This is a genomic window from Reyranella sp. (assembly GCF_050185545.1).
In the GTDB taxonomy this organism is placed as follows: domain Bacteria; phylum Pseudomonadota; class Alphaproteobacteria; order Reyranellales; family Reyranellaceae; genus Reyranella.
The window spans coordinates 7,343-30,098 of sequence record NZ_JBFWZI010000014.1 but is presented as its reverse complement, the minus strand read 5'-3'; the positions used below and the strand labels follow the sequence as shown (position 1 = coordinate 30,098).

The following is a 22,756-nucleotide window of genomic DNA, read 5'->3' as shown; positions in this document are numbered from 1 at the left end:
ACCCTCACGGTGGCCGGCTGCCCAACAAGAGGCCAAGAACATGAGCGAGAAGGCACAGAATGTTCAGGACGTCTTCCTGAACCACCTTCGCAAGAACAAGACGCCCGTCACGATCTTTCTGGTGAACGGCGTCAAATTGCAGGGGATCGTAACCTGGTTCGACAATTTCTCCGTCCTGCTGCGCCGCGATGGCCATTCACAGCTCGTCTACAAGCACGCGATCTCGACCATCATGCCGGTGACGCCGGTGCAGCTGTTCGACGGCGATAAAGCCGATGCAGCAGGCTGATTTGGACGAAGATCAAGGCAAAGAGCAGCTCAACGGTCAGAGACGCAGGCCGGTCGATACTACACGGCCGGCGACGGTGGCGGCGGTCGTCTGTCCGGTTGCGACCGGCACGCGCGGCGAGGGGCGGGACCGCGAGACGAGGCTGGCCGAGGCCGTCGGCCTGGCGCGCGCGATCGATCTCGACGTCCGCTTGGCCGAGGCGGTGCCCCTGCGCCGACCGACGCCCGCCACCCTGCTCGGCAAGGGTGTCGTGGAACGCCTGCGCGAGGCGGTGGAGGAGCAGGCGATCGGGCTCGTCATCGTCGACGACAAGCTCACGCCGGTGCAGCAGCGCAATCTCGAGAAGGCGTGGCAGGCCAAGGTCATCGATCGCACGGGCCTGATCCTGGAAATCTTCGGCGCGCGCGCGCGCACCCACGAAGGCCGTCTTCAGGTCGAGCTCGCCGCGCTCGACTACCAGCGCGGCCGGCTGGTGCGTTCGTGGACCCACCTCGAGCGCCAGCGCGGCGGCTTCGGCTTCCTGGGCGGCCCCGGCGAATCGCAGATCGAGATCGACCGCCGCCTGATCGGCGAGCGCATCGTGCGCATCAAGCGCGACCTCGAGGGCGTGCGCCGGACGCGCTCCGTCAATCGAGCCGGCCGCCGCAAGGCCCGTCTGCCCACAGTAGCGCTGGTCGGCTACACCAATGCCGGCAAGTCGACGCTGTTCAACCGCCTGTCCGGTGCCGAGGTCATGGCCAAGGACCTGCTGTTCGCGACGCTCGATCCGACGATGCGCGCCATCAAGCTGCCCAACGGACAGGGCTGCGTGATCTCCGATACGGTGGGCTTCGTTTCCGACCTGCCGACGCACCTGGTCGCGGCGTTCCGCGCGACCCTCGAGGAGGTCATCGAAGCCGACCTGATCGTCCACGTGCGCGACATCTCCCATCCCGACAGCGAGCGCCAGCGACTCGACGTCGAGGCAGTGCTGCACGAGCTCGGCGTGAGCGAGGAGGGGGCGGAGAGCCGGCCGATGATCGAGGCCCTGAACAAGATCGATGCCCTGACCGACGAGAGGCGCGAGACCCTGGAGGCGCGCTGCGCGACCGGCGCCGAGCGCGCCCGCCAGTATCCCGTCTCGGCGGCAACCGGGGAGGGCGTCGAGGCATTGCTCGAGGCGATCGGCGACATCCTCGGCCGCGCCAGCGAGACGCGCGAGGTGGCGGTGCCGCTCAGCGACGGCGCCACCATTGCCTGGCTCTACCGGCACGGCGAAGTCCGCAGCCGGCACGACGACGGCGACCTCGCCCGCCTGACGGTGGCGCTCGATCCGGCCGCCTCGGCGCAGCTCGAACGTCGGCTGGTGGAGCAGCGACCGGTCGAGCATTGACGGGTCGGGCATCGACCGGTCAACGACTGGCGCGTTGACACAACGCGCCGGCGCTCCCTATAAGCAGCCCGTTCCAGACGAGGAAAACGTCATGAAATTCAAGCCCTTGCACGATCGACTGCTGCTCAAGCCGATGACCGCCGAGACCAAGACCAAGGCCGGCATCATCATTCCCGACACCGCCCAGGAAAAGCCCATGCAGGGCGAGGTGATCGCGGTCGGCAAAGGCAAGCGCATGGAAGACGGCAGCTTGCACCAGCTCGACGTCAAGGTCGGCGACAAGGTCCTGTACGGCAAGTGGTCGGGCACCGAGGTCAAGCTCGATGGCGTCGACCACGTCATCCTGAAGGAAGAGGATCTGTTCGGCATCCTCGGCTGACGCCATGCTCGGCTCCGGTGATGCCGAGCGGGTCGCCGAGCTGATGCGCAGCATTGCGGCAGCCGAGCTGCTGCCGCGTTTTCGCACGTTGTCCAAGGACGACATCCGCCTCAAGCGGCCGGGCGACGTCGTCACCGTGGCCGACCTCGCGTCCGAGCAAAGGCTGGCCAGCGGTCTGGCGAAGATCCTGCCCGGCGTGCCGGTGGTCGGCGAGGAGGCGGTCGAGGAGGACCCTGGCCTGGTCGACCTGATCGGCCGCGCCGGCGAGGCCTGCTGGATCGTCGATCCGCTGGACGGCACGGCGAACTTCGCCGCCGGCCGGGACAGGTTCGCCATGATCGTTTGCTTGGTGCGCGATGCACAGGCGATCGGCGGATGGATTCTCGACGTGCCGCGCGGGCGTATGGCGATCGCTGTCAGAGGGCAGGGCGTCACTCTGGACGGCGCGCCGATCGCGCGGCCGGCCATGGATCGCGCGCCGATCGGCTATGTCGGCTACAAGATCCGCAAGACGTTCGACCGCAGCCTGCCGGCGGCGCAGCGCGGCCGGCTCGGGCGCGTGTCGACCCTGGCCTGTGCCGGCAACGAGTACCTCGACATCCTTGCGGGAACGGCCGATTTCAGCCTCTACCGCATGACCAAGCCATGGGACCACGCCGCCGGCACCCTGATGCTCGCGGAGGCGGGCGGTGGCGCGCTGCGCTTCGACGGCCAACCCTACAGCCCGGCGCAGCCGGTCAACGCCGGCCTGATCGCCGCGCCGTCCAATGAGATTCTGGCCGAGGCCCGGAGCCTGTTCGACGCGGTGCGCCAGCCCCTGCTGGCCAGCCTGACGGCGGAGGCGGGGTCTTAGCGTCATATCGAAGCCGGGACCGTTTCCACTAACTAAGGCGGAGCAATCTCCATCGGCTCTGGGCGCTCATGGCCGGGAGCGCCGCCACCTACACGCCGATCTTCGCCTCCTGCCAGAGCGCTTCCATCTCCTCCAGGGTGGCATCGCCCGGCGTGCGGCCGGTTTCGGCGAGGCGGCGCTCGATGTGGCGGAAACGCCGCTCGAACTTGTCGTTGGTCGCCCGCAGAGCCGCCTCGGGATCGACCTTGAGGTGGCGGGCGAGGTTGGCGATGGCGAACAAGACGTCTCCCAGTTCGTCGACCAGGCGGTCCTGGGCAATCGTGCCCTTCGACAGCTCGGCGCGCAGTTCGGCCAGCTCCTCCTCGATCTTGTCGATGACCGGGGCGGTTTCCTTCCAGTCGAAGCCCACCCGCGCCGCCCGCTTCTGGATCTTCTCGGCGCGAAGCAGGGCGGGCAGGGCGAGGGCGATCCCGTCGAGGGCGCCGGCCGGCCGGGCGTCGTCTCGCTTGGCCGTGCGTTCGGCTGCCTTGCGGGCCTCCCAGGACACGGTCTGGGCCTCGGCGGTCGCCACCTTGGCGTCGCCGAAGACGTGCGGATGTCGGTCGACCATCTTGTCGGCGATGGCGGCGGCGACGTCGGCGAAGTCGAAGGCACCGACTTCGCGCGCCATCTGGGCGTGGTAGACGACCTGCAGCAGGAGGTCGCCGAGCTCTTCCTTGAGTGCCGGCAAGTCGTCGCGCGCAATCGCGTCGGCGACCTCGTAGGCCTCCTCGATGGTGTACGGCGCGATGGTGCGGAAGGTCTGCTCGATGTCCCAGGGACAGCCGTGCCGGCGATCGCGCAGCCACGCCATCACCGCCAGCAGCCGCGCCAGGGGCTCCGCGGGCAGGGATTCTATGGTTGGGCGTCCGGCTGACATGGGTCCGCTTCCGATCTCCGATTATCGTATAATATACATTATGACAAATTGATTAAAGATTGAAACATCAAAATATTACCATGTTATCTGTAGATTCTGCTTTAACAGCGCCAGCAGCCGAAGGCCGCGGTCGGTCTGGCTTGCGGGCACGCCCAGGGTGACTAGGATGCCCTCCTTCGGATTCCCGGGCTTCTGCAGCACCAGGTCGAACACCGTGCGACCCTCGCTGTCGCCCTGCGCCCGGGCGACGTTCTGGTAGACGATCAGGAAGACGCCATCGCCGAGCTTGCGGGCGCGCGCCTGGACCGTCGGGCGGCGGGCCTGGATCGAGCCGCTCTTCATCGCCGCGTAGTGCTCGGCGTCCTTGGCGCCCTCGAAGGCGAAATCGACCCGCCAGATGATCAGGCGGAAGCGCTTGTCGGTGCTGTAGGCGACGCCCCGCTCCCAGTCCTCCGTGGCCTGCCAGCCGAGCGGCAGGGAGACGTCCACCCGGATCGAGGCGAACTGCACGCGCGCCAGACCGTTGGCCGCATCGACGCCGAGCACCCGTGACGACACCTGGTTGGGGCCGCCGGCGATCATCGGGTCACCCCGGTTGAAGCTCGCGCCATTATCGTTCACGGCAAAGTCCCGGAACGTCAGCCCGCCGGGGTCCAAAGCCTCCTGGGCTGCGGCCCGATCGGGCGCCAGTCCGACGGCCAACGCCGCCAGCAGGAACATTCGCCGGCCGGCCCGCCTTTGTCCCGCTTCGCGCGAACTACTAAGAATCGCCGCTAAACTGTTGGTATGAATGGATCAATCTCCATCCGCTACAATCGTCAATCCGTCGTGGCAGGGGCTGACGCGAGCCGGCGTCAGCCGATCGAGCTCGGCATAGTCCATGTCGACGTGGAGATTGGTCAAGAAGGCGCGCTGTGGATCGACACGCTCGATCCATTCCAGCGCCAGGTCGAGATGGGCGTGGGTCGGGTGCGGCCGGAAGCGCATGGCATCGACGATCAGGACCTCGACGCCCTTCATCGCCTCGAAGGCCTCCGCCGACAGGGAAACGACGTCGTTGGCATAGGCGATCGGGCCGAACCGGAAGCCCAGGGACACGGTCGTGCCGTGGTCCTGCGCGAACGGCACGACCGGAACGCTGGCCGCGGCCAGGAAGGGGCCCTCGATGGGCTGGTGCCGGTAGATCGGATTGTAAAAGCCGCCGCCTTCGGCCTCGAAGCAGTAGCCGAAGCGGCGGCGCAGGATGTCGAACGTCCGCCGGTCGGACCAGGCCTCGATCGGCCCCTGGCGCAGCGCATAGGGCCTGAGATCGTCGATGCCGTGCACCTGATCGGCGTGCTCGTGGGTCCAGATCACGGCGTCCACCCGCTCGACCTCGGCGCCCAGCAACTGGTCGCGCAGGTCGGGCGAGGTGTCGACCAGGATGGTGCGCCCGCGATCCTGGACCAGGATCGAGCAGCGCCGTCGGCGGTTGCGCGGGTCGGCCGGGTTGGCCGATCCCCACTCCCCCTTGCCGCCCTTCCCGCCCGGCCGTGGCACGCCGCCAGACGTGCCGCAGCCCAGGATCGTCACCCGCACCGGACGCGCTCCGCCTTGGCGAACAGCCGGAAGAAATTGTCGGTCGTCGCCGTGGCGAGCTCGGCCGGGCTCACGCCCTTGAGCTCGGCGACCTTGGCCGCAGTATGGGACATGAACGCCGGCTCGTTGGTCTTGCCGCGCTTGGGCACCGGCGCCAGAAAAGGCGCGTCGGTCTCGATCAGCAGCCGGTCGAGCGGGATGTCACGCACGATGTCGCGCAGCTCGTTGGCCGCCTTGAAGGTGACGATGCCGGAGATCGAGAGGTAGAGCCCGAGCGCCAGCGCCCGCTCGGCCACCCGTCGCCCGGAGCTGAAGCAGTGGATCACGCCGCCATAGGACCCGTTGGCGAACTCCTGCTCGAGGATGTCGCCGGTCTCGTCGTCGGCATCGCGCGTATGGACGATCAGCGGCAGGCCAGTCTGGCGCGCTGCGGCAATGTGGGCGCGAAAGCTCTCGGCCTGTTCCTCGCGCGGGCTGTGCTCGTAGTAGAAATCGAGCCCGGTCTCGCCGATGCCCACGACCTTGGGATGGCGCGCCGCCTCGATCAGCCGATCGGGGGTGCGCTGGCCCTCCTCCTTGGCTTCGTGCGGATGCACGCCGACCGAGCACCAGACGTTGGCGTGGCGCTCGGCGATCGCCCGCACGCCGTCGAAGCGGTCGAGCCGCGTGCCGATGGTCAGCATGCCGGCGACGCCGGCGGTGCGGGCGCGCGCCAGCACGCCTGTCTCGTCGGCAGCGAGCTCGGGGACATCGAGATGGCAGTGGCTGTCGATCAGCATCAGCTCGCCGCCTTTGCCGTCTCGACGAAGCGCGGGAAGACGCCCTGCGGCGGCGGCAGCGCCGTCCCGGGCTCGAGCGCGTGGTCGAACGCCGCGAAATGCCGGCGCGGCGCGGGCACGCCGAGCTGGTCGAGGATGCGGCCGGCCGCGTCGGGCATGAAGGGCTGAACCAGCAGGGTCACGCGCCGGATTGCCTCGGCCAGCACCCACAGCACGGTGTCGCGCCGCGCCGGATCGGTCTTGGCGAGTGCCCACGGCGCCTGCGCATCGACGTAGCGGTTGGCGTCGGCGATCACTTCCCAGATCGATGTCAGGGCGCGGTGGAATGCCTGTTCGGCGAGCTCGCCGCGCACCACATCGAGCAGCTTGCCGGCGCGCTCGAGCAGCGCCGTGTCGGCCTCGACCAGCGCACCCTTCGCCGGCACCTGGCCGCCGCAGTTGCGCGCGACGATCGACAGCACGCGTTGGCAGAGATTGCCGTAGGCGTTGGCGAGATCGCCGTTCAGACGGCCGATCAGCGCCCGCTTCTGGAAGTCGCCGTCATTGCCGAACGGCACCTCGCGCAGCAGGAAGTAGCGCACCGGGTCGAGCCCGTAGGTGTTCACCAGCTCGACCGGATCGATCACGTTGCCCAACGACTTCGAGATCTTCTGGCCCTCGTTGGTCCACCAGCCGTGTGCGAACACGCGTTGCGGTGGCTCGACGCCGGCGGCCATCAGGAAGGCCGGCCAGAACACGCAATGGAAACGAATGATGTCCTTGCCCACCATGTGCAGGTCGGCCGGCCAGTACTTCCAAAGCGGCGCGCTCTCGTCCGGGTAGCCGCACTCTGTGATGTAGTTCGTGAGCGCGTCCAGCCAGACATACATGATGTGGCTGGGATCGCCCGGCACCGGCACGCCCCAGCTGAAGCTGGTGCGCGACACCGAGAGATCCTGCAGGCCGCCCCTGACGAAGCTGATCACCTCGTTGCGCCGGCTCTCCGGCGCGATGAAGCGCGGGTTTCGTTCGTAGTAGTCGAGCAGACGATCCGCCCACGCCGACAGCCGGAAGAAGTAGGACGGCTCCTCGACCCAGTCGACCTCGGCGCCGGTCGAGACGGCGCGCCGCTTGTTGTCGGGCCCGACCTCGGTCTCGCTCTCGACGAAGTAGGTTTCGTCGCGCACCGAGTACCAGCCGGCGTACTTGCCGAGATAGATGTCGCCGGCCGCCGCCAGCTTCTCCCACAGCGCCTGGCAGGACGCGTAGTGCCGTTTCTCGGTGGTGCGGATGAAATTGTCCGGGCTGTAGTTCATCCTGGTGACGAGGTCGCGGAACGACACGCTCACCTTGTCGGCGAAAGCCTGCGGCGCAAGGCCGACGGCGGCGGCGGCCTTCTCGATCTTCTGGCCATGTTCGTCGGTGCCGGTCAGGAAATGGACGTCGCGCCCGTCGAGCCGCATGAAGCGGGCCAGCACGTCGCAGGCGAGCGTGGTGTAGGCGTGCCCGATATGTGGCACGTCGTTCACGTAGTAGATCGGCGTGGTGATGTAGTAAGTGTTGCGGCCCGACATGATGACTCGTCTCCGGACTGTCGCCCCTCCCGGAGCGCCGTTATCAGCGCCTCAACGCATCGCCGATTGGAATTCCAGGAAGCTGCCGAGCACCGTCTGCTTGCGGTCGAGATTGACGGCGTCGGCGCGGGACAACAAGAGGGCGACCTTGTCCCATGCCTCCATCCAGCGATCAAGGCTCGCCGCGGCCAGCAGCCGGGTGTGCAGGCCCGCCTCCGCCGGCGCGATGCCGGCGGATTGCGACGGAGAGTCGCTGCCCAGCGCCGCCCGCCGCGCCAGGCCCTTTATCCAGCCGTCGAGCAGGTAGCCGAGCGAGCGCCAGTCGGCATTCGCCTCCTCGCCGCGGCGCGCGAAGCGCTCGGCAAAGCCGTGCAGGCGCACCATATCGAGCTCGGGAAGCGTCGCCAGCACGCCGACCATCTCGCGGTAGAGCGCCAGGCTGCCCGCATTCGCGAGCTCGAGCGCGCGGCCGATGCTGCCGTCGCTCAGCCGCGTCAGCACGGCGCGCTCCTCGGCCGGCATCTGCGGTGCGTGCTCGCCCAGCAGGCGAACCACCACGTCGTCGGCGAGCGGCTTCAGGACGAGCCGGCGGCAGCGCGACCGGATGGTGGGCAGAAGCCGGCCGGGCGCGTGGGCGACGATCAGTAGCACGGCGTTGGGCGGCGGCTCCTCGAGGACCTTCAGCACCGCGTTGGCGCTGTTGCGATTCATCTCGTCGGCCGCGTCGACGATGGCGACGCGCCACTGGCCCATCGCCGGCGTCATGTGCATGAAGGCGCCGAGGCCGCGCACATCGTCGACGGCGATCTCCAGGCGCATGCGGCCGCTGTCGCCCAGCGTACGCCGGAGATGGAACAGGTCGGGATGCGAGCGCGCATCGACCAGCGAGCGGCCCGGCGCGTCGGCCGCGACGTCGAGGCCTTCGGGCTCGCCGCCGAACAGGCCGCCACCGCCCTGCCCGCACAGCAGGAAGCGGGCGAAGCGCCAGGCGAGGGTCGCCTTGCCGATGCCGCGCGGACCGGCCAGCAGCCAGGCATGGTGCAGCCGTCCCCTGCGATGGGCGGCGAGCATCGCCGCTTCCGCCTGCTCATGACCGAGCAGCCGCGCCGTACGCCACGGCGGCGGCCAGTCGTACGGCCATTCGAGCTTCTCCAGCTCGTTCGGATCGACGCTCGTCCTGGCGCGCGCCATCAATCTTCTCCGGACCGCGGGCGTCCCGCCCGCTCATGATTCATGGCTGGGAGCGCGCCACTCCAGTGGTGCTCATGGACGGTGCGACGACAAAGAATGCGCCATTGGAGTGGCGCGCTCCCAGCAGACCGATTCATGAGCGGGCGGGACGCCCGCGGTCCGCACGAGCATGAGCTGCTCATCGGACACCCAGCCGCTCGGCTACCGTGCGCGCGATCGCGGCGGCCGTGGCTTCGACGTCGCCGCTGGCGTCGATGATGGCACAACGCTCGGGGTATTGACGGGCGATCTCGAGGAAACCGGCGCGCACGCGGGCATGGAACGCCGCGGGCAGGCTCTCGTAGCGCGTTTCCGCGCCGCGCCGCCGGGCTGCCCGCGCCAGTCCGATCTCGATCGGCAGATCGAGCACCAGCGTGAGGTCGGGTCGGAAGTCACCGACCGCAATGCCATAGAGCCGGTCGAAGACACTGCGGTCGACGCCGTGCCCATGTCCCTGGTAGGCGAGCGTCGAATCGGCGAAGCGGTCGCTGATCACCCAGGTCCCCTCGTCGAGCGCCGGCCACACGGTCGAGCGCAGATGGTCGCGCCGGGCGGCGAAGTGCAGCATTGCCTCGGTCATGCCGTCCCATCGTTCGACTGGACCTTCGACCAGCAGCTTGCGGATCATCTCGGCGCCGGGCGAGCCGCCCGGCTCGCGCGTCGTCATGACGCCGAGGCCGCGCGCCTCGAGCCAGCCCTTGAGCCGCAACGCCTGTGTCGATTTGCCGGTGCCCTCGCCGCCTTCCAGTGTGATGAAGCGTCCGCGCGACGCTCCCGTCACGACCACCAGCCGAACAGGTAGTGGCTGATCATCGCCATCACGCGACCGAACACGCCCTTGCGCGGCACGTCGACGCCGGCCTCGAGCGGATACTCGATGACGCGGCCATCCGGCAGCGTGACCGCGGCCGTGCCGAGCCTGGTTCCCTTGGCGATCGGCGCCGGCAGCGGTCCGTCGTACTTGGCAACCACGCGCGGCGACACCGCCTGCCCGGTCGGTGCGGTGATCTGCACCGCACGCGGCACGACCAGCGGAACCGTGTCCTGGATGCCGAGCCACACCGGCGCCTCGGCCACCGTGTCGCCGGCGCGGAACACCGTGGCGTTGGTGAACTCGCGGAAGCCCCATTCCAGCACCCGCGACGTCTCGTATGCCCGCTCGGCCATCGAGGTCATGCCGTTGACCACCAGGATCAGACGCCGCCCGTCGCGGATCGCCGAGGCCGCCTGGCCATAGCCGCCCTCCTCGGTGTGGCCGGTCTTCAGGCCGTCGGTGCCGGCCGTCGTCCTGAGCAGCCGGTTGCGGTTGTTCTGCCTGATGTTGTTGTAGGTCCAGTTGGTCTCCGCATAGTACTTATAATACTGGGGGAAATCGTCGATGGTTCGCCAGGCCACCACGGCGAGGTCGCGCGCTGTCGTCCACTGCCCCTCCGCCGGCCAGCCCGACGAATTCTTGAACACCGTGGACGTCATGCCGAGCTCGCGCCCCTTCTTGGTCATGCGCTCGGCGAAGCTTTCCTCGGTGCCCGACATGCCTTCGGCGATCACCACGCAGGCGTCGTTGCCCGACAGCACGATCATGCCCTTGATCAGGTCCTCAACCGTGACCTCGCTGCCCAGCTCGACGAACATGCGCGAGCCGCCCATGTTGCGCGCCCGTTCGCTGACGCGGAAGCGCGTGTCGAGCTTCAAGCGGCCCGCCGCCAGCTCCTCGAAGACGATGTAAATCGTCATCATCTTGGCCATCGACGACGGATGCATCGGCTTGTCGGCATCCTTGAACAGCAGCACCGTCGAGGTCTGCGGATCGACCATGAAGGCCTGCTTGGCGAGCGTGCCGATGCCGATCTGCGATGGCGGCAGGGCCTCGGTCCTGCTGGCCATCGACTGCCCTGGCTTGCCCGGCCGCGGCTTGCCTTGCGGCTTCTGCTGTTGCGCCAGCTGGGTCGGCTTCCCGGGCGCATCGCCCTGCTGCGCGAGAACCTCGAGCGACGGCGCGGCGAGCGCCGCCACTGCAATCAGCCCCGCGAGGGGGCGCAGTCCATCAGTTAGCCACGACACGTGCATCACCATAGCCTGACCGCCTCAGCCGGTCGGCCACTATGCCGGCGGCATCCGGGGTTGTGTAGGGCCCGAGGCGGACGCGAAAGACGTCGCGCCCGCCGGCTGAACCCTGGGAAACTTCCGTCGAGCCGTAGCTGCGCACGGCATCGCGCTGGCGCTCGGCGTTCTCCGCCGTCGAGAAGGCGCCGGTCTGGACATAGAACGCGCCGGCCATGGGCGTCGACGAGGCCGTGCTGACCAGCGACGCCACGGTCACGCCGCTCGCCGGCGCGGCGGAATTCGTCTCCACCACGACCTGCTGCGGCGCACCGTTCCACACCATCTGCATGGGCCGCTGCTGCGGCTGCTGCGGTGGCGATGGTTGTGGTGGCGGCGAAGGCGGCGGAGGTGGAGGCGCCGCGGCGACCTCGACCGCGCGCGGTGCGGCCACCGGCGTGCGCCGGCCGTTGGTGAGCTGAGCCACCGCGGCATGCTGCTCGGCCGGGCCGCCGCCACCCAGGGCGACTTCCTTCACCGCCAGGCTCTCGGCCTGAAGCTGCTCGATGCGCACCCGCGCCGTGCCCTTGCCGACGACGTCGAGCTCCTCGGCGGCCGTGCGCGACAGGTCGATGACCCGGCTGCGTGCAAACGGGCCGCGATCGTTGATGCGCACGACCGTCGAATGGCCATTCTCGAGGTTGGTGACGCGGACGATCGAAGGCATCTGCAGGGTCCGGTGGGCGGCCGTTCGGTCACGCTGGTCGTAGCGTTCGCCGTTGGCGGTCGACTTGCCATGGAAGCCCGGCCCATACCACGAGGCGACGCCGGTTTCGACGCGGTTGAACTCTTCCCGCGGTGTATAGACGACGCCCTCGATCGTATAGGGATTGCCGATCTTGTAGGTGCCGCGCTGCGGCGCCGACGCCGAGGCGCCGCCCCCTCTGCTCGATGAGCCGCACGCCGCGAGCGAAATCGCCAGCACGGCGACCAGCCCGAGACGGACCGGGACCCCGGATACGGGCGCGAATCTAGCTAGGTCTAGAGGCATGCACACAAGATGATACAACATCTTGAGGCTGCCGAGGAGGCGTCACCGACGAAGATCATGCCGCGGCAATCTTGTCGGACAAGAGCCCGACGGCGAGGCCGAAGAAGTCCGACTGATTCCAGCGCAGGATGACGCGGAAATTCTCGGTCGTGGCGAAGGCCGGGCCGTTCGGACCTGCCGGCCGCACGACGCGCATGTCCTTGCCGACGCCCGTCCCGGGCGCCACTTCCTGGCCCCAGGCAAGGCCGGGACGCCAGCCGACCCGGCGCAGATAGTTGACGATCGAGGCGAACACGTCGGCCTTGTTGCCCCAGATATCCTTGCGGCCATCGCCGTCACCGTCGGCGGCGTAGGCCTGGAAGCTGGTCGGGATGAACTGGCACTGGCCCATCGCGCCGGCCCACGAGCCCTTCATGGCGTGCAGGCCGATATGGCCCTGCGACACGATCTTGAGGGCGGCGATCAGCTGGGTGCGGAAGAACTGGGCGCGGAAATTGTTGAACACCAGCGTGGCCAGGGCCGACACCACCTCGAAGTCGCCGAGCCGCGTGCCGTAGTTACTCTCGATGCCCCACAGGGCGGTGACGGTCGATGCCGGAATGCCGGCCGGCACGGCGAAGCGATCGATCAGCGCGCGGTTCTCGCGCAGCAGCGCCCTGCCCCGCTGCACGCGCTCGTTGGAGACGACGATTTCGAGGTAGCGCTCGAACGTCATCTTGAACTCGGGCTGGTTGCGCGCCTGTTCCATGACCACGGGCAGCTCTCGCGCCGAGCCCAGCGCCTGGTCGAGGGTGCCGGCATCGACGCCGGCCTTCAGGGCCTCCGCGCGCAGCCCCTGCAGGAAGGCTGAGAAGCGGGCGTCGCTCGACTGCGCGCGCGCGGACAATGGCAACAGCGTCGCCGCCCACAGTCCCCGTCGAGTGATCGTCAAGGATCGTCGCGTGATCATGGAGGCGGCCCGCCAGTGTTTGCATCCAGGATTAGGAAGGATAACCAACTATCTCTAAACCTTGCAAGAATTATGGTAGCTCTACGACGGGCTCGTAGGACGCCGAACCGCGAGAGCCTCGCGCGCCCACGACGATGAGGCGAGCGAGGCATTCGTGGTCCGCAAGACATGACTTCGGCGACGGGAGGCTTCACCAAGGCAGAGGCGTGAAGGCGCCGCGCTGCCATCGTCGGACAACCGGTCGGCCGTGCTCGGCAAGGCGGGTGACCTGGTTGAGTTGCTCTGCGGCACGGCAGAACGCCGGCGTCAGATCGATGCCCGTCACATGGCACTTGAAGGTCGTGGCGAACCAGCGCGCCGGCCCGCCGATCCCGCTGCCGATCTCGAGGAGCCGCTCGCCCGCTTGCGGCTGCAGCGCCGCCACCAGATCGCGCGTCGAGGCGGGGCCGCCGCCGTGAAAGTGATTGACCTGCGCGCCAGCACGTCGGGCGTGATCGGAGCCTCCTCGCCGATCGCCTTGCGCACCGCCTCGACAATACGGCCCGCAATATCGTCGGTCGTGTAGTGCGCCTGCACGAGCGCGCTGTTGTCTTGCTGTCCGCTCATCGCGTTCCCCCTGTGCCCGTCACAGCGCCTACCGTTGGCCCCTGTGCTGTGGACCACGGGGCTGGACGGAGAGCCAGTGCCGCCAACAGCGCTTGCCGTCGGAAGCAAGAAACCGCGAAAGCACCCGATCTGATGGGTGGATACGATGCGTCGCCGTCCGGCAAGGCAAACTCTTCCAGGAACTTCCTCGTAACCGTCCCGCTCGCTTACGAAGCCACGTCCTGGAGTGGATCCACAGCCTCCGCGGCAACGACTGGGTGCTGCAGTTCCAGCCGATCGTCGATGCCGTAGCATGCTGCCAATGAAACGCGTCGTGATCGACGGCGAGGCGGTGGTGCCGAGCGAGAACGGCCTCGTCGGCTTTCAGGGCTAGACGTGCGACGCGATTATCACCTCGGCGTTCTTGATGCCGGCCAGAACGGTCTGGGCGTCGGCGCTGACAGCATCCAGCAGGATTGTCGCTACCGCGCTGTCGTTTGCCCCGGACCACGCCGTGCCGTGCTCCTGCTGCTCGTGCACGTACGCAAGGCTGACGGCGACCTTGCTCATCAGCGTGGTGATGTCCTTGCCTGCGGCCGTGTCCTGTGCCCCGCTCATGATGTCGATCAGCACCGAGCCCACGAACTGGCCGCCCTGCAGCGTCTGCTTGATCTGTCCCGTCCAGTAGGCCAGCCCGCCGGCGTCAGACGAGCGGTCGAACAGGTTGTTGTAGACGCTGTCGAGGAAGGCACCGATCTGGCTGTCGCTCGCGCCGAACGGATTGCCCAGGAACGAATAGAGCGCCTTGGCCTCGGCGCTCATGCCGAAGGCGTTCGCGATGTTGGACAACAGGACCGAGGGAGCCTGCGTTGCCTTGCCCACATCGAGCTCGTTCACCCAGAACTCGAAGCCATCGGCGTCGCTGCCGCGGCCCAGGAAGGCCAGGTAGGTCGCGGCGACCTGCTCCTCCGTAGACAGCGCCACCAGATTCAGGGTCGTCGCTGCCCCGGCCAGCACGGGAACGACATAGATCAGGGCCTGGCTATCGCCGGCGCCATTCGCACCGCTGGCGTGATAGGTGAAGCTGTCGATACCCGAAAAGCCGGCGCTCGGGGTGTAGGAGACGGCGCCATCGGCCGTTACCGCCAATTGCCCATGCGCCGTCGTGCCCTGTACCGTCGCCGTCGCCGGCGGCGAGACGTTGTCGTTGGCCAGCACCCCGTCCGATGCCTGGGCCGCAATCATGTCGCCCTGGAGGATCACATAGGCATCGTCACGCGACCTGAAGTAGTTGTTCGGGGCCGTGAACGTGAAGTCATCCACGGTAAGGGACGTCTTTGAGACACCTGACAGGGTCAAGGTGTCGCCCCCGCCGAAATCGATGACCGCGTTCGCTCCCACCTGGGTGGTCATGCCAAGCAGGGTAGCAATGAAAAGGAGGTCGGAGGCAATGACGATGAGGTCGATTGGGCCATTCAGTGCGATCCGGTCAGTGCCTGGCGTAAAATCGACGAAGACGGTTGCGCCGTTACCGGCAGCATAAGCAAAGATATCGGCGCCGGGACCACCGATCATGGCGGCGCCGCCGGCCGGGTCGGTGAGGGTGTCGCTGCCTGCCGTGCCAATGATCAGCTGATCCGCACCGGCAAAGGCTGCGATCAGCGCGGCGCTGAACGAGCTGCCGTTGAAGAACAGTGGCTGCTCTACATTGGTGAAGGTGTTGCCGTGAATGTCGATGTCGTTCAGCAGATCGATGCCGGCATTGACCGGGTTGCCGACGCCGTCGGTCCAGCGCTGGAAGGCGATTGCGCCATCAGGCGTCGAGATGTTGCTGAAGGTGTTGCCCGCCACCGTCACGTTGGAGACGGCACTTCCCCCGCCCCACCACGCGTTCTCGAATGTCAGGCCGCGGTGATGATCGCCGTTGGCGGTGAAGGTCCCATCGATGTTGCGGAAAGTGTTGCCTGCGACCGTGGCATTCTCGACGCCGTTCAGCGCGATGCCTTGCCCATTGAAGTCATTGTTCTCGATCGTCACGTCGGTAAAGGCGGAGACGTAAAAGTTGCCGCCGCCCGACGTCCGGGAGTTGATGAGACTGAGCGCGCCCGGCAGGCCGCCGGTTTCCATGTTCCACTGGGCTCCCTGGCCGCTCGCCGAGACCGTCCCCGAGAGGTCCACGTTGTCGAGCACCAACCTCGCACCATGCACCGTCATGTAGGACAGCACGTTGCCGTCCGGGTTTGTCACCGTATGGCCGTTGCTCCTCAGCGTGACCTCGCTGAAGGTGAGGCCCGCTCCGTCGCCGTCGCCGTCGACCAGCCCGATCGAGACGCCATCATCGCCATTGCCGATCGGCGGCGTTTGATCGTTCTCGTGGTCCTGGGTAAGGGCGAAGGTCACCTGGCTGAACACCACATCGGTCAGCGTGTTCGTATTCCTGAGGTTCAGCAGCAGACTTGAGGGGGCGGCGCTCTCCACCGTCAACTTGCTTACGGTGACGTCGTTCAGCGTCGCCGGCGTGATCAGCGTGCCGACTAGCACGACGACAGCCTCCCCTGCCCCCTCGAGGTCGACATTGCCCTTGAGCGTGACGTTCTCGGTGTAGGTCCCCGCCGCGATCAGGACGGTATCGCCCGCCACAGCCGCATCGATCGCCGCCTGGATCGTGGCATAGGGAGAGCCACCGCCAACCTGAAGAATTGCCATTTTAAACCCCTCGGACCCAAACTCGTGAAAGCCATAGCTTAGCTGTCATAGAGGAAGTGATGTATGCCGTGCAATTTCGCCCAGGAGAGTTGCCGGCAGCGCTGATTGCTTCGTTTCCTCCGCAACGGCGCATTTGAAGTTGCCGGATCCGACCGCCGGTACGTCTTACCGGCCTGGACGTCGTCGCTCCCGAACTTTTCTTCTGCTGGTCCTTGCCACGATGACCGTCGATAGCGTCCAACGGCGCCGCTTGAGTTCGTGACAGCTTGTTGGCCTGATTCAGCTTCCCCTTCAGTCCCCTGCCCGCCGTCGCCGCGATTGCCCGCGTCCAGCGACAGCATCGCGCCAGTCAGCGCCGGAACAGCCCTGTCGAGGCTGTCGAGGAAATCGTTGAAATCGTTGCGCCGGCGCCGATGGACCGCCGCGGTGTTGCTCGCACGGCTATTGCCAAAATAGCGCCGCGCCGGCGGAGACTCCTGGCGCGGTTGCGCGGGGAGGTTGCGGTCGACCGCGCGCCCGTTACGTTCATCGGCGATGTCGACCTTCAATGCCGGTCACGTCTCATTGCCACAGCCGACGATTCGCTCGCGTAGCGTCGAGAGGACATATTGAGGGTCCACACCATTGGCGAGGTCAGCCGTTATTTGCTGGGCTACCGGTGGGCTTCGCGATGAGGCGGGCCGGCGCGTCGATCCAAGCACCGGCCCTCGCCACTTTCATGCGTGCGCCGTGATCAGCACATCGGCATTCTTGACGCCCGTCAGGACAGACTGCGTGCCGTCGGTCACGTCAAGCAGCAAGGCTGTCGCCGCCACCACATCGATCGCTCCCGCCCACTGCGTATTGTGCGCCTGCTGCGCGTGGACGTACTCCAACCCGACTGCCACTTTAGCCATCAGGGTGGTGATGTCCTGGCCCGCCGCCGTGTCCTGCGCGCCGCTCATGATGTTGACCAGCACCGAGCCCACGAACTGGCCGGCCTGCAGCGTCGCCTTGATCTCGCCCGTCCAGTAGGCCAGCCCGGCGGCGTCCGAGGAGCGGTTGAACAGGTTGTTGTAGACGCTGTCGAGGAAGGCGCTGATCTCGCTATCGCTCGCCCCGAACGGGTTGACCAGGAACGGATAGAGCGCCTTGGCCTCCTCACTGACGCCGAAAGAGCTCGCGATGTTGGCGAACAGCGCCGCCGCCCCCTGGCTGGGCAGGTGTTGGACGAACTGGTCGACCCAGAACTCGAAGCCGGCGGCATCGGCGGCGCGGCTGAAGAAGGCCGCATAGGTCGATGCGATCTGTTCATCCGCCGTCAGCGCCACCAGGTTCAGCGTCGTCAACGTCGGACCGGCCGACACGGGCGCGACATGGATCGTCACCTGCGCCTCGTCCATCGAGCTTCCGGCATTGCCGGCCTGGTAGGTGAACGTGTCGATGCCGAAGAAGCCCGCCGCCGGCGTGTAGGTGAACGTCCCGTTGCCGACCAGCTGCAGCGTGCCGTGATCGGGACCGTCGAGCAGCGAGGCAGTGGAGGCGTTGAAGTCGTTCGCCAGCAAGCCCGTGTCCTCCGGCAGCGTCGGCGCGAGCACCTGGCCTTGCTTCACGACATAGGCGTCGGCATGGGCAGTTATGGCGGTTTGGCCCAGCGACGTGGCGACGAACTGCCCCATCAGGTCATGCAGCTTCGCGGTTGCGTGAATGGCGTCGATGAAGGCGGTCTGGTCGGGCGGAGGGGCCAACGGGTTGGGGCTGACGTCGAAAGTCACGCCAAGCAGGGTCGGTTGGGCGAGGTCCTGGAATCCAAACGCCGCCGGATCTGCATCGATCTGGGCTGTGAACGCCGCGAGATCGACCACGCGGACATCGCGGCCTTGCGAGACCAGTTGCGCCGCATCGGCCTGGATCCCCTGATTGATGCTGGCGATGGCGGCATCGCCGATTGTCTGGAGTATGGGAGCGAGCGATTTACCCAGCGGGAAAAAGCTGGTCTCCGGCAGCGTCACGAAAATGACCGTGCCGATTCCCTGGGCGAAGGCAGTGTTGGCGACGTCGAGGTAGGCCTGGATGATTCCCGCAACCGCTTGTGCCGCGGCGGCAGCCGCGGCCTGCGGATTGTTCGGGTCGGCAGACCCAGCGATTGCCTGCAGGTCGTTGAGCCCCATCAGGCACATCAGGGCCGAATTGGCCGACGGCGCATTTGCCGAGGTCTGCGTGACGAAGTCGGCCATCTGGCCGGCAAGATTGATGTTCGTGTTCAACACCGCGTCGATCGGTGCCTGCAGGCCGGGCGGGAGCGCGTCGATCGCAGCCATGGCCTCTGCCGAGATGGCCGGAGCGGCGACGGCGCCGAACGTCAGCGTGCCGAGCGCCTGGGCGCCGCCGAGGGCAAAATTGAAGAGTTCCGCGCCGAGAAGCTCCGCGGTGTATTCGGGCAGCACTGGCCCGTTGGAAAACCTGGCCGCGTAAGGAATGACGGGAAGGGGTTCTATCCCCTCGGTGTCGATACCCGCGGCCGTGGCAAGCGACAGCAGCTGGCTGCTGAGCTGGAAAATCCCCCCATTGTCGGACAAGCTGTCGCCGACCATGTAGAGCTGATCGAAAACGGACTGGTTCGCCATTGTCCCTTCCCCTTCGTTGGCTCCCCGTCTCCGAAATACACGCAATGCCTGTGCCGATCAATGCCGGCTCGCCTGGCCGAGCACGGGCTCTGGCAGGTGGGGCCTCGCCCGGCGCGGGTGCCCCAACCGTGCCGGTCGCAGCCTGCCCATCAGCGGCGAGGTTGGCCCGACTTCACTGCGATTTGGGCCATGCGCCGGCCCGCGGAGGCGATGGCGCAGGCTGCCGCCGGGCTCATGGTTCGCCTCCCACTAATGGACCCTTGCGAGTCCCACAGAGTATCCGCCCGCGTTCCCGTGTCACCAATAATTGATCTTGACGGCTGCGCCCGAATTCGGTGGCACCGTCACACTCGCGGTCGCACCCACCGGGACCGTCGGGGCTTCATCGCAACCCACCGGGATCTGACCGTCATCGTCGATATCGACCCTCGCCTGCTTCGGCTGCAGCCATGGATTCTCAGCCGAGACATCCTCGCCCTCGCGGCGCCGCGTCCGCACATGGAACGCCGCGGTTGCATGCCACCGCGCGAGCCCGGGGTTCTGGGCGCGCACCGTGACCGCGTCCCTGCGACTGCTTGCGCGCCAATCGATATGATCGAGGTCGATCGGTGTCAGACGGTAGAGCCGCAGCGGGTCGAGCGCCAGGCAAGTCAGCTCGATACGGCGGGGGATCTCGAGTTGGCCGTCGAGATAGCGATCCACGGTCGCTCGGCCGGCGTCGAGAATGGCGGCGGCCTGCCCGGCGTTTAGATTGTGGCGATCGAGCCAAGCGCGGAACTCAGCGGGCTTCATGGTAGGCGATCCAAGCCGGGCAAGGCTGTGAGCAGTGTGCCACAGTCGACCGGAGCGGTCGCAAGGCCCGGCTATGGCCCGGAAGCGTGATTCGACCTCGGGACAGCCCGCCAGCTCAGCGGACGCTCCGCGCACTCGACGTGACCAGATCGAGACCAATTCAGCTTTCGTTCCGGTACGACCTTCGCTAAAAGGCCCGGAATTCCGCGACTTTTTTTGATCCGGATGGGTGGCCGAGCGGTTTAAGGCACCGGTCTTGAAAACCGGCGTGGGTTCACGCCCACCGTGGGTTCGAATCCCACCCCATCCGCCAGAACCCTATTTCTCCACCCTCGACGCAGCTTGTGCCATCCAGTGCCATGCCGTGCCAAAACGTCTAAAGTGTTGACCTGTATGCAATAGATGTTCCGGCTCCTAGCGGCTGGGGCTCGCCATCGCCGAGGGCATCGAAGACGCGCTGAGCATGGCCGAGGCGACCGGGCTTGGCGCGTGGGCAGCCGGTGGCGCGTCGAGGCTGGCGGCGCTGGCTGGCGCGGTGCCGCCGGAGGTGAAGCGAGGCGCTCGACCTCTGGTTCCGCGCCTCGCCGGTCGCGGCACCGCCCGCCGCACAGCCGCAACCGCCCGACCGGCCCAAGCCGCACGCATCCTGACAGGCGGTGCTGACCGCGCCTTGAGCTGCTATCATCCGCTCTGGAGAATCGGGCAATGATCCGGCGAAACTTCGTCCTTGCGTCTCTGGCGGCGTACACGGTCGTGCCAGCGCGCGCGAACCAGCAAGTGATCGGCTGGGTCTCCCCGGAGAATCCGGAGACCGTGAAGCCCTTCTATGACGCTTTCATGGCCGGACTGCACGCTCTTCCCGGAGGCAATCAGGTCCAGGTGCTCGACCGCTATGTCTTGGGCGGCGGCGCGGAGCAGTACGCGGCCGTGGTAAACGAACTTCAGCAGAAGGACGTTGCCCTGATCATCGCCCAGGGCGCCGCCACGCCGGGCGTGGTCCGGGCCAACCCCACCGTCCCTGTGGTATTCGCCTACAGCGGCGATCCCGTGGTCGGCAAGATCGTAGAGTCGCTGGCGCGACCCGGCGGCAAAGCCACCGGCGTCACCTTCATGTCGGTAGAACTCAACCCCAAGCGCATCGACTTCGTGCGAACCGCCCTGCCAAAGGCGCGCAAGATCGGCCTGCTGTCCAACGTCAATCACTTCGGCGAGGAAAACGAGATCGCCGCCTGCCAGACCGCCGTACAGCAGGCGGGTGTAGAGCTCACCGTCTATCGCGTGAGCGCCCTCCCCGAGATCCAGCCCGCAGTCGTGCGCGCGCTCGATGACGGCATCGAGGTCCTGGTTGTCTTGCCCAGCGCCGGCATGGTGCGCTATTCACCCGAGATCATTCGCCAGTGCCTTGCGCGCAAGGTGCCGGTCGTTTCCGGCTGGAGTTCGTTCGCGCATGCGGGTGCTCTCCTCACTTACGGTCCCAACCTCGGAGAGGGCATGAAACGCGTGGCCTGGTACACCATGCGCGTGCTGGACGGCACCAGACCAAGCGACCTGCCGGTCGAGAAACCAACAAGGCTGGAACTCGTCCTCAATCGCAAGACCGCGGCCCAGCTCGGGATCGACTTGCCGCTCGTATTGCTCGCACAGGCCGAAGAGATCATCGAGTGAAGCGTCGCCACGTCCTATGGCGGGCGTTAGAAGTTCTTCAGCGCGAATTGGCCAAGATTATCAAATATCGCCTTTAGCAGCCCGATTGCAGCAGTGCAGGCAATGCATGATTCCGCCCGCATACGGCTAAATGCAGGGCGTGCCGCCCGACCCTGTATAAAACAGCCACCTCGGGTTCGAATGTCTGGCTGCACCGCCAGCCAGTCTGCACATGGCGGTAGTTGCTGCGCATCCGCTTTCGAGCGTGAGACGGATATGCGGCGGCGAGACCTGAATGTCGGCTTGTGGGCCCCATCTCCGACGAACCCGCGCGATGTCCCCGAGGTCTGCAGTCGAGGTCAAAGCCGACACGGGTCGGCACAGCTTAATGGGTATTGGCACTAGTAGCGAGGCCGGCCGCGTCGCTATCGAAGAGCCCGGCCGCCGCGCCGCCGGCCACGCCCATTCCGAGCTGAACCGTGGGCACGTCTCCGATCAAGCCGACCCCCTCCCCCATCGATCGGAAAGGGTGCCCAATCCGTCGAGCCTCGGCGCGGGGGGTATCCACGGATGTACCGGGGACAGTCAGACCAATCTGCTGTCGCTCCCCCAACCCTGAGAGCCCCGTTTTCGCGCCGGCCGTGGGGCGCACTGTGGGGGTGGCCACAACTTTGCCTCGTTCGGATTCACCAAATACGAGCTTTTCACCCCTGCATGCGGCGGACACCCCATCCGCCATTGATCTTAGGGAAAACACTCTCCGTTTGGGATGGCAGGAGCGAAAAGCCCAGCATTTGCGGGCTTTTCGGCATGGGCCTGATGTTGCCGAATGCGGCTGGGAGCACGGCCCAGGCGTCACAGCTTCGAAGACGGGGACAAGCCGGGGCCTGTCGATGACGGCCGACCAGTCGCTCGACGAAGAAAGGATTGCGCTGGGGGCAATGAGCGATAGCCATGAGCGTTGGGCTTGTAGGAAAGGCTCGGCATTCGGCCAGAAGCGTTCCTTCAGCTGGTTCGATTTGCCGTCGACGAAGTCGCGGATGGTGTCGTCGACGACGCTGGGTGGCCTCGGCGCTTTCAACGCGTGGCGACGTGAACATCGTAGAACTTGCGCCGCACGTGACGCTTATGCCGAGCGCGGCATAAGAATCATGTTCGTCAGCAGTTCCATGAGCTTGCGGCTCCTGGCCCGTCGCCGAATGCCGCCGAGGCGCTGAACCGTATCGCGGCCCTCTACCGTATCGAGGACGAGATGCGCGGCCGCTCGGCCGAGCAGCGACAAACGGTTCGCCGGGCACGCACCAGTCGAAGCTCTCGAGGCCTGGCTGCGCCACAAGCTCCAGCTCATCAGCCGGAAGAGCACGCTGGCCGAGGCGATCCGCTACGCCCTGTCACGCTGGCAAGGCCTGTGCCTGTTCCTCTACGACGGTC

The 22,756-nt window shown here is 66.8% G+C and carries 21 protein-coding genes, 1 tRNA gene and 1 pseudogene; 8 read left to right on the top strand and 15 right to left on the bottom strand.

Going from position 1 to position 22,756, the window contains the following annotated elements:
• Nucleotides 1–40 precede the first annotated feature (40 nt).
• The 4 genes from hfq to AB7O82_RS05975 all read left to right on the top strand — a co-directional run bounded on the left by hfq (nucleotide 41) and on the right by AB7O82_RS05975 (nucleotide 2,893).
• Nucleotides 41–289: an RNA chaperone Hfq gene (gene hfq / locus AB7O82_RS05990; RefSeq protein ID WP_020696000.1), complete on the top strand. Its 249-nt coding sequence runs from the start codon at nucleotides 41–43 to the stop codon at nucleotides 287–289.
• The gene (gene hflX / locus AB7O82_RS05985) at nucleotides 276–1,661 is read left to right on the top strand and encodes a GTPase HflX (protein ID WP_428538775.1); all 1,386 of its coding nucleotides are present in this window, start codon (nucleotides 276–278) and stop codon (nucleotides 1,659–1,661) included. Before hfq ends, hflX begins: the two co-directional genes overlap by 14 nt.
• A gap of 91 nt (nucleotides 1,662–1,752) precedes the next feature.
• On the top strand, nucleotides 1,753–2,040 hold the full coding sequence (locus AB7O82_RS05980) for a co-chaperone GroES (protein ID WP_428538773.1): 288 nt from the start codon (nucleotides 1,753–1,755) through the stop codon (nucleotides 2,038–2,040).
• 4 nt (nucleotides 2,041–2,044) lie between these two features.
• Entirely contained in the window at nucleotides 2,045–2,893 is an 849-nt protein-coding gene (locus tag AB7O82_RS05975) for an inositol monophosphatase family protein (protein ID WP_428538771.1), read from the top strand.
• Nucleotides 2,894–2,981: 88 nt separating this feature from the next.
• Here the strand turns inward: AB7O82_RS05975 and mazG are convergent, their stop codons facing one another.
• From mazG to AB7O82_RS05900, 15 genes are all read right to left on the bottom strand, one after another.
• Nucleotides 2,982–3,812, bottom strand: a complete 831-nt coding sequence (mazG, locus tag AB7O82_RS05970) for a nucleoside triphosphate pyrophosphohydrolase (protein WP_428538769.1) — start codon at nucleotides 3,810–3,812, stop codon at nucleotides 2,982–2,984.
• A gap of 75 nt (nucleotides 3,813–3,887) precedes the next feature.
• Nucleotides 3,888–4,532, bottom strand: coding sequence for a hypothetical protein (locus AB7O82_RS05965; protein WP_428538767.1), 645 nt, complete (start codon nucleotides 4,530–4,532; stop codon nucleotides 3,888–3,890).
• Nucleotides 4,533–4,607: 75 nt separating this feature from the next.
• Complete coding sequence (locus tag AB7O82_RS05960) at nucleotides 4,608–5,390, bottom strand: MBL fold metallo-hydrolase (RefSeq protein WP_428538765.1); 783 nt, start codon at nucleotides 5,388–5,390, stop codon at nucleotides 4,608–4,610.
• The gene (locus AB7O82_RS05955) at nucleotides 5,381–6,169 is read right to left on the bottom strand and encodes a TatD family hydrolase (protein WP_428538763.1); all 789 of its coding nucleotides are present in this window, start codon (nucleotides 6,167–6,169) and stop codon (nucleotides 5,381–5,383) included. Before AB7O82_RS05955 ends, AB7O82_RS05960 begins: the two co-directional genes overlap by 10 nt.
• Nucleotides 6,169–7,722 carry a methionine--tRNA ligase gene (gene metG / locus AB7O82_RS05950; RefSeq protein WP_428538761.1) on the bottom strand — a complete coding sequence of 518 codons (1,554 nt, stop codon included), beginning with the start codon at nucleotides 7,720–7,722 and terminating at the stop codon, nucleotides 6,169–6,171. The genes AB7O82_RS05955 and metG overlap by 1 nt, the downstream gene beginning before the upstream one ends.
• Nucleotides 7,723–7,773: 51 nt before the next feature.
• Nucleotides 7,774–8,913 (bottom strand): DNA polymerase III subunit delta', encoded by a 1,140-nt coding sequence (locus AB7O82_RS05945; RefSeq protein ID WP_428538759.1) that lies wholly within the window; start codon nucleotides 8,911–8,913, stop codon nucleotides 7,774–7,776.
• Between the two features lie 178 nt (nucleotides 8,914–9,091).
• A complete protein-coding gene (gene tmk / locus AB7O82_RS05940) occupies nucleotides 9,092–9,733 on the bottom strand; it encodes a dTMP kinase (protein WP_428538757.1) in 642 nt (213 codons plus the stop codon).
• Nucleotides 9,730–11,013, bottom strand: coding sequence for a D-alanyl-D-alanine carboxypeptidase family protein (locus tag AB7O82_RS05935; RefSeq protein ID WP_428538755.1), 1,284 nt, complete (start codon nucleotides 11,011–11,013; stop codon nucleotides 9,730–9,732). The genes tmk and AB7O82_RS05935 overlap by 4 nt, the downstream gene beginning before the upstream one ends.
• Complete coding sequence (locus AB7O82_RS05930; RefSeq protein ID WP_428538753.1) at nucleotides 10,997–11,977, bottom strand: septal ring lytic transglycosylase RlpA family protein; 981 nt, start codon at nucleotides 11,975–11,977, stop codon at nucleotides 10,997–10,999. The genes AB7O82_RS05935 and AB7O82_RS05930 overlap by 17 nt, the downstream gene beginning before the upstream one ends.
• Before the next feature lie 121 nt (nucleotides 11,978–12,098).
• Nucleotides 12,099–12,974 (bottom strand): lytic murein transglycosylase, encoded by an 876-nt coding sequence (locus AB7O82_RS05925; RefSeq protein ID WP_428538751.1) that lies wholly within the window; start codon nucleotides 12,972–12,974, stop codon nucleotides 12,099–12,101.
• Between the two features lie 208 nt (nucleotides 12,975–13,182).
• Entirely contained in the window at nucleotides 13,183–13,416 is a 234-nt protein-coding gene (locus tag AB7O82_RS05920) for an SAM-dependent methyltransferase (RefSeq protein WP_428538749.1), read from the bottom strand.
• A 551-nt stretch (nucleotides 13,417–13,967) separates the two neighbouring features.
• On the bottom strand, nucleotides 13,968–16,217 hold the full coding sequence (locus tag AB7O82_RS05915) for a DUF4214 domain-containing protein (RefSeq protein ID WP_428538747.1): 2,250 nt from the start codon (nucleotides 16,215–16,217) through the stop codon (nucleotides 13,968–13,970).
• Nucleotides 16,218–16,321: 104 nt separating this feature from the next.
• The gene (locus tag AB7O82_RS05910; protein ID WP_428538745.1) at nucleotides 16,322–16,831 is read right to left on the bottom strand and encodes a hypothetical protein; all 510 of its coding nucleotides are present in this window, start codon (nucleotides 16,829–16,831) and stop codon (nucleotides 16,322–16,324) included.
• Between the two features lie 168 nt (nucleotides 16,832–16,999).
• Nucleotides 17,000–18,889, bottom strand: coding sequence for an SGNH/GDSL hydrolase family protein (locus AB7O82_RS05905; protein ID WP_428538743.1), 1,890 nt, complete (start codon nucleotides 18,887–18,889; stop codon nucleotides 17,000–17,002).
• Between the two features lie 297 nt (nucleotides 18,890–19,186).
• Nucleotides 19,187–19,591 carry a hypothetical protein gene (locus AB7O82_RS05900; protein WP_428618914.1) on the bottom strand — a complete coding sequence of 135 codons (405 nt, stop codon included), beginning with the start codon at nucleotides 19,589–19,591 and terminating at the stop codon, nucleotides 19,187–19,189.
• A gap of 313 nt (nucleotides 19,592–19,904) precedes the next feature.
• Between AB7O82_RS05900 and AB7O82_RS05895 the strand changes: the two genes are divergently transcribed.
• From AB7O82_RS05895 to AB7O82_RS05880, 4 genes and pseudogenes are all read left to right on the top strand, one after another.
• Nucleotides 19,905–19,994 (top strand) — tRNA-Ser (locus AB7O82_RS05895).
• A gap of 392 nt (nucleotides 19,995–20,386) precedes the next feature.
• Nucleotides 20,387–21,346 (top strand): ABC transporter substrate-binding protein, encoded by a 960-nt coding sequence (locus tag AB7O82_RS05890; protein WP_428618912.1) that lies wholly within the window; start codon nucleotides 20,387–20,389, stop codon nucleotides 21,344–21,346.
• A gap of 872 nt (nucleotides 21,347–22,218) precedes the next feature.
• On the top strand, nucleotides 22,219–22,542 hold the full coding sequence (locus AB7O82_RS05885; protein WP_428618909.1) for a hypothetical protein: 324 nt from the start codon (nucleotides 22,219–22,221) through the stop codon (nucleotides 22,540–22,542).
• Nucleotides 22,533–22,756, top strand: a pseudogene (locus AB7O82_RS05880) (IS66 family transposase); the annotation flags it as partial. The gene AB7O82_RS05885 and the pseudogene AB7O82_RS05880, both read left to right, overlap by 10 nt.

Bases quoted from the DNA above. Each gene is read 5' to 3' on its own strand.
- AB7O82_RS05975 (WP_428538771.1), top strand. From the start codon at position 2,045: ATGCTCGGCTCCGGTGATGCCGAGCGGGTCGCCGAGCTGATGCGCAGC.
- AB7O82_RS05965 (WP_428538767.1), bottom strand. From the start codon at position 4,532: ATGTTCCTGCTGGCGGCGTTGGCCGTCGGACTGGCGCCCGATCGGGCC.
- hflX (WP_428538775.1), top strand. From the start codon at position 276: ATGCAGCAGGCTGATTTGGACGAAGATCAAGGCAAAGAGCAGCTCAAC.
- hfq (WP_020696000.1), top strand. From the start codon at position 41: ATGAGCGAGAAGGCACAGAATGTTCAGGACGTCTTCCTGAACCACCTT.
- AB7O82_RS05885 (WP_428618909.1), top strand. From the start codon at position 22,219: ATGACGGCCGACCAGTCGCTCGACGAAGAAAGGATTGCGCTGGGGGCA.
- AB7O82_RS05980 (WP_428538773.1), top strand. From the start codon at position 1,753: ATGAAATTCAAGCCCTTGCACGATCGACTGCTGCTCAAGCCGATGACC.
- mazG (WP_428538769.1), bottom strand. From the start codon at position 3,812: ATGTCAGCCGGACGCCCAACCATAGAATCCCTGCCCGCGGAGCCCCTG.
- AB7O82_RS05905 (WP_428538743.1), bottom strand. From the start codon at position 18,889: ATGGCGAACCAGTCCGTTTTCGATCAGCTCTACATGGTCGGCGACAGC.
- AB7O82_RS05890 (WP_428618912.1), top strand. From the start codon at position 20,387: ATGATCCGGCGAAACTTCGTCCTTGCGTCTCTGGCGGCGTACACGGTC.
- AB7O82_RS05945 (WP_428538759.1), bottom strand. From the start codon at position 8,913: ATGGCGCGCGCCAGGACGAGCGTCGATCCGAACGAGCTGGAGAAGCTC.
- AB7O82_RS05955 (WP_428538763.1), bottom strand. From the start codon at position 6,169: ATGCTGATCGACAGCCACTGCCATCTCGATGTCCCCGAGCTCGCTGCC.
- metG (WP_428538761.1), bottom strand. From the start codon at position 7,722: ATGTCGGGCCGCAACACTTACTACATCACCACGCCGATCTACTACGTG.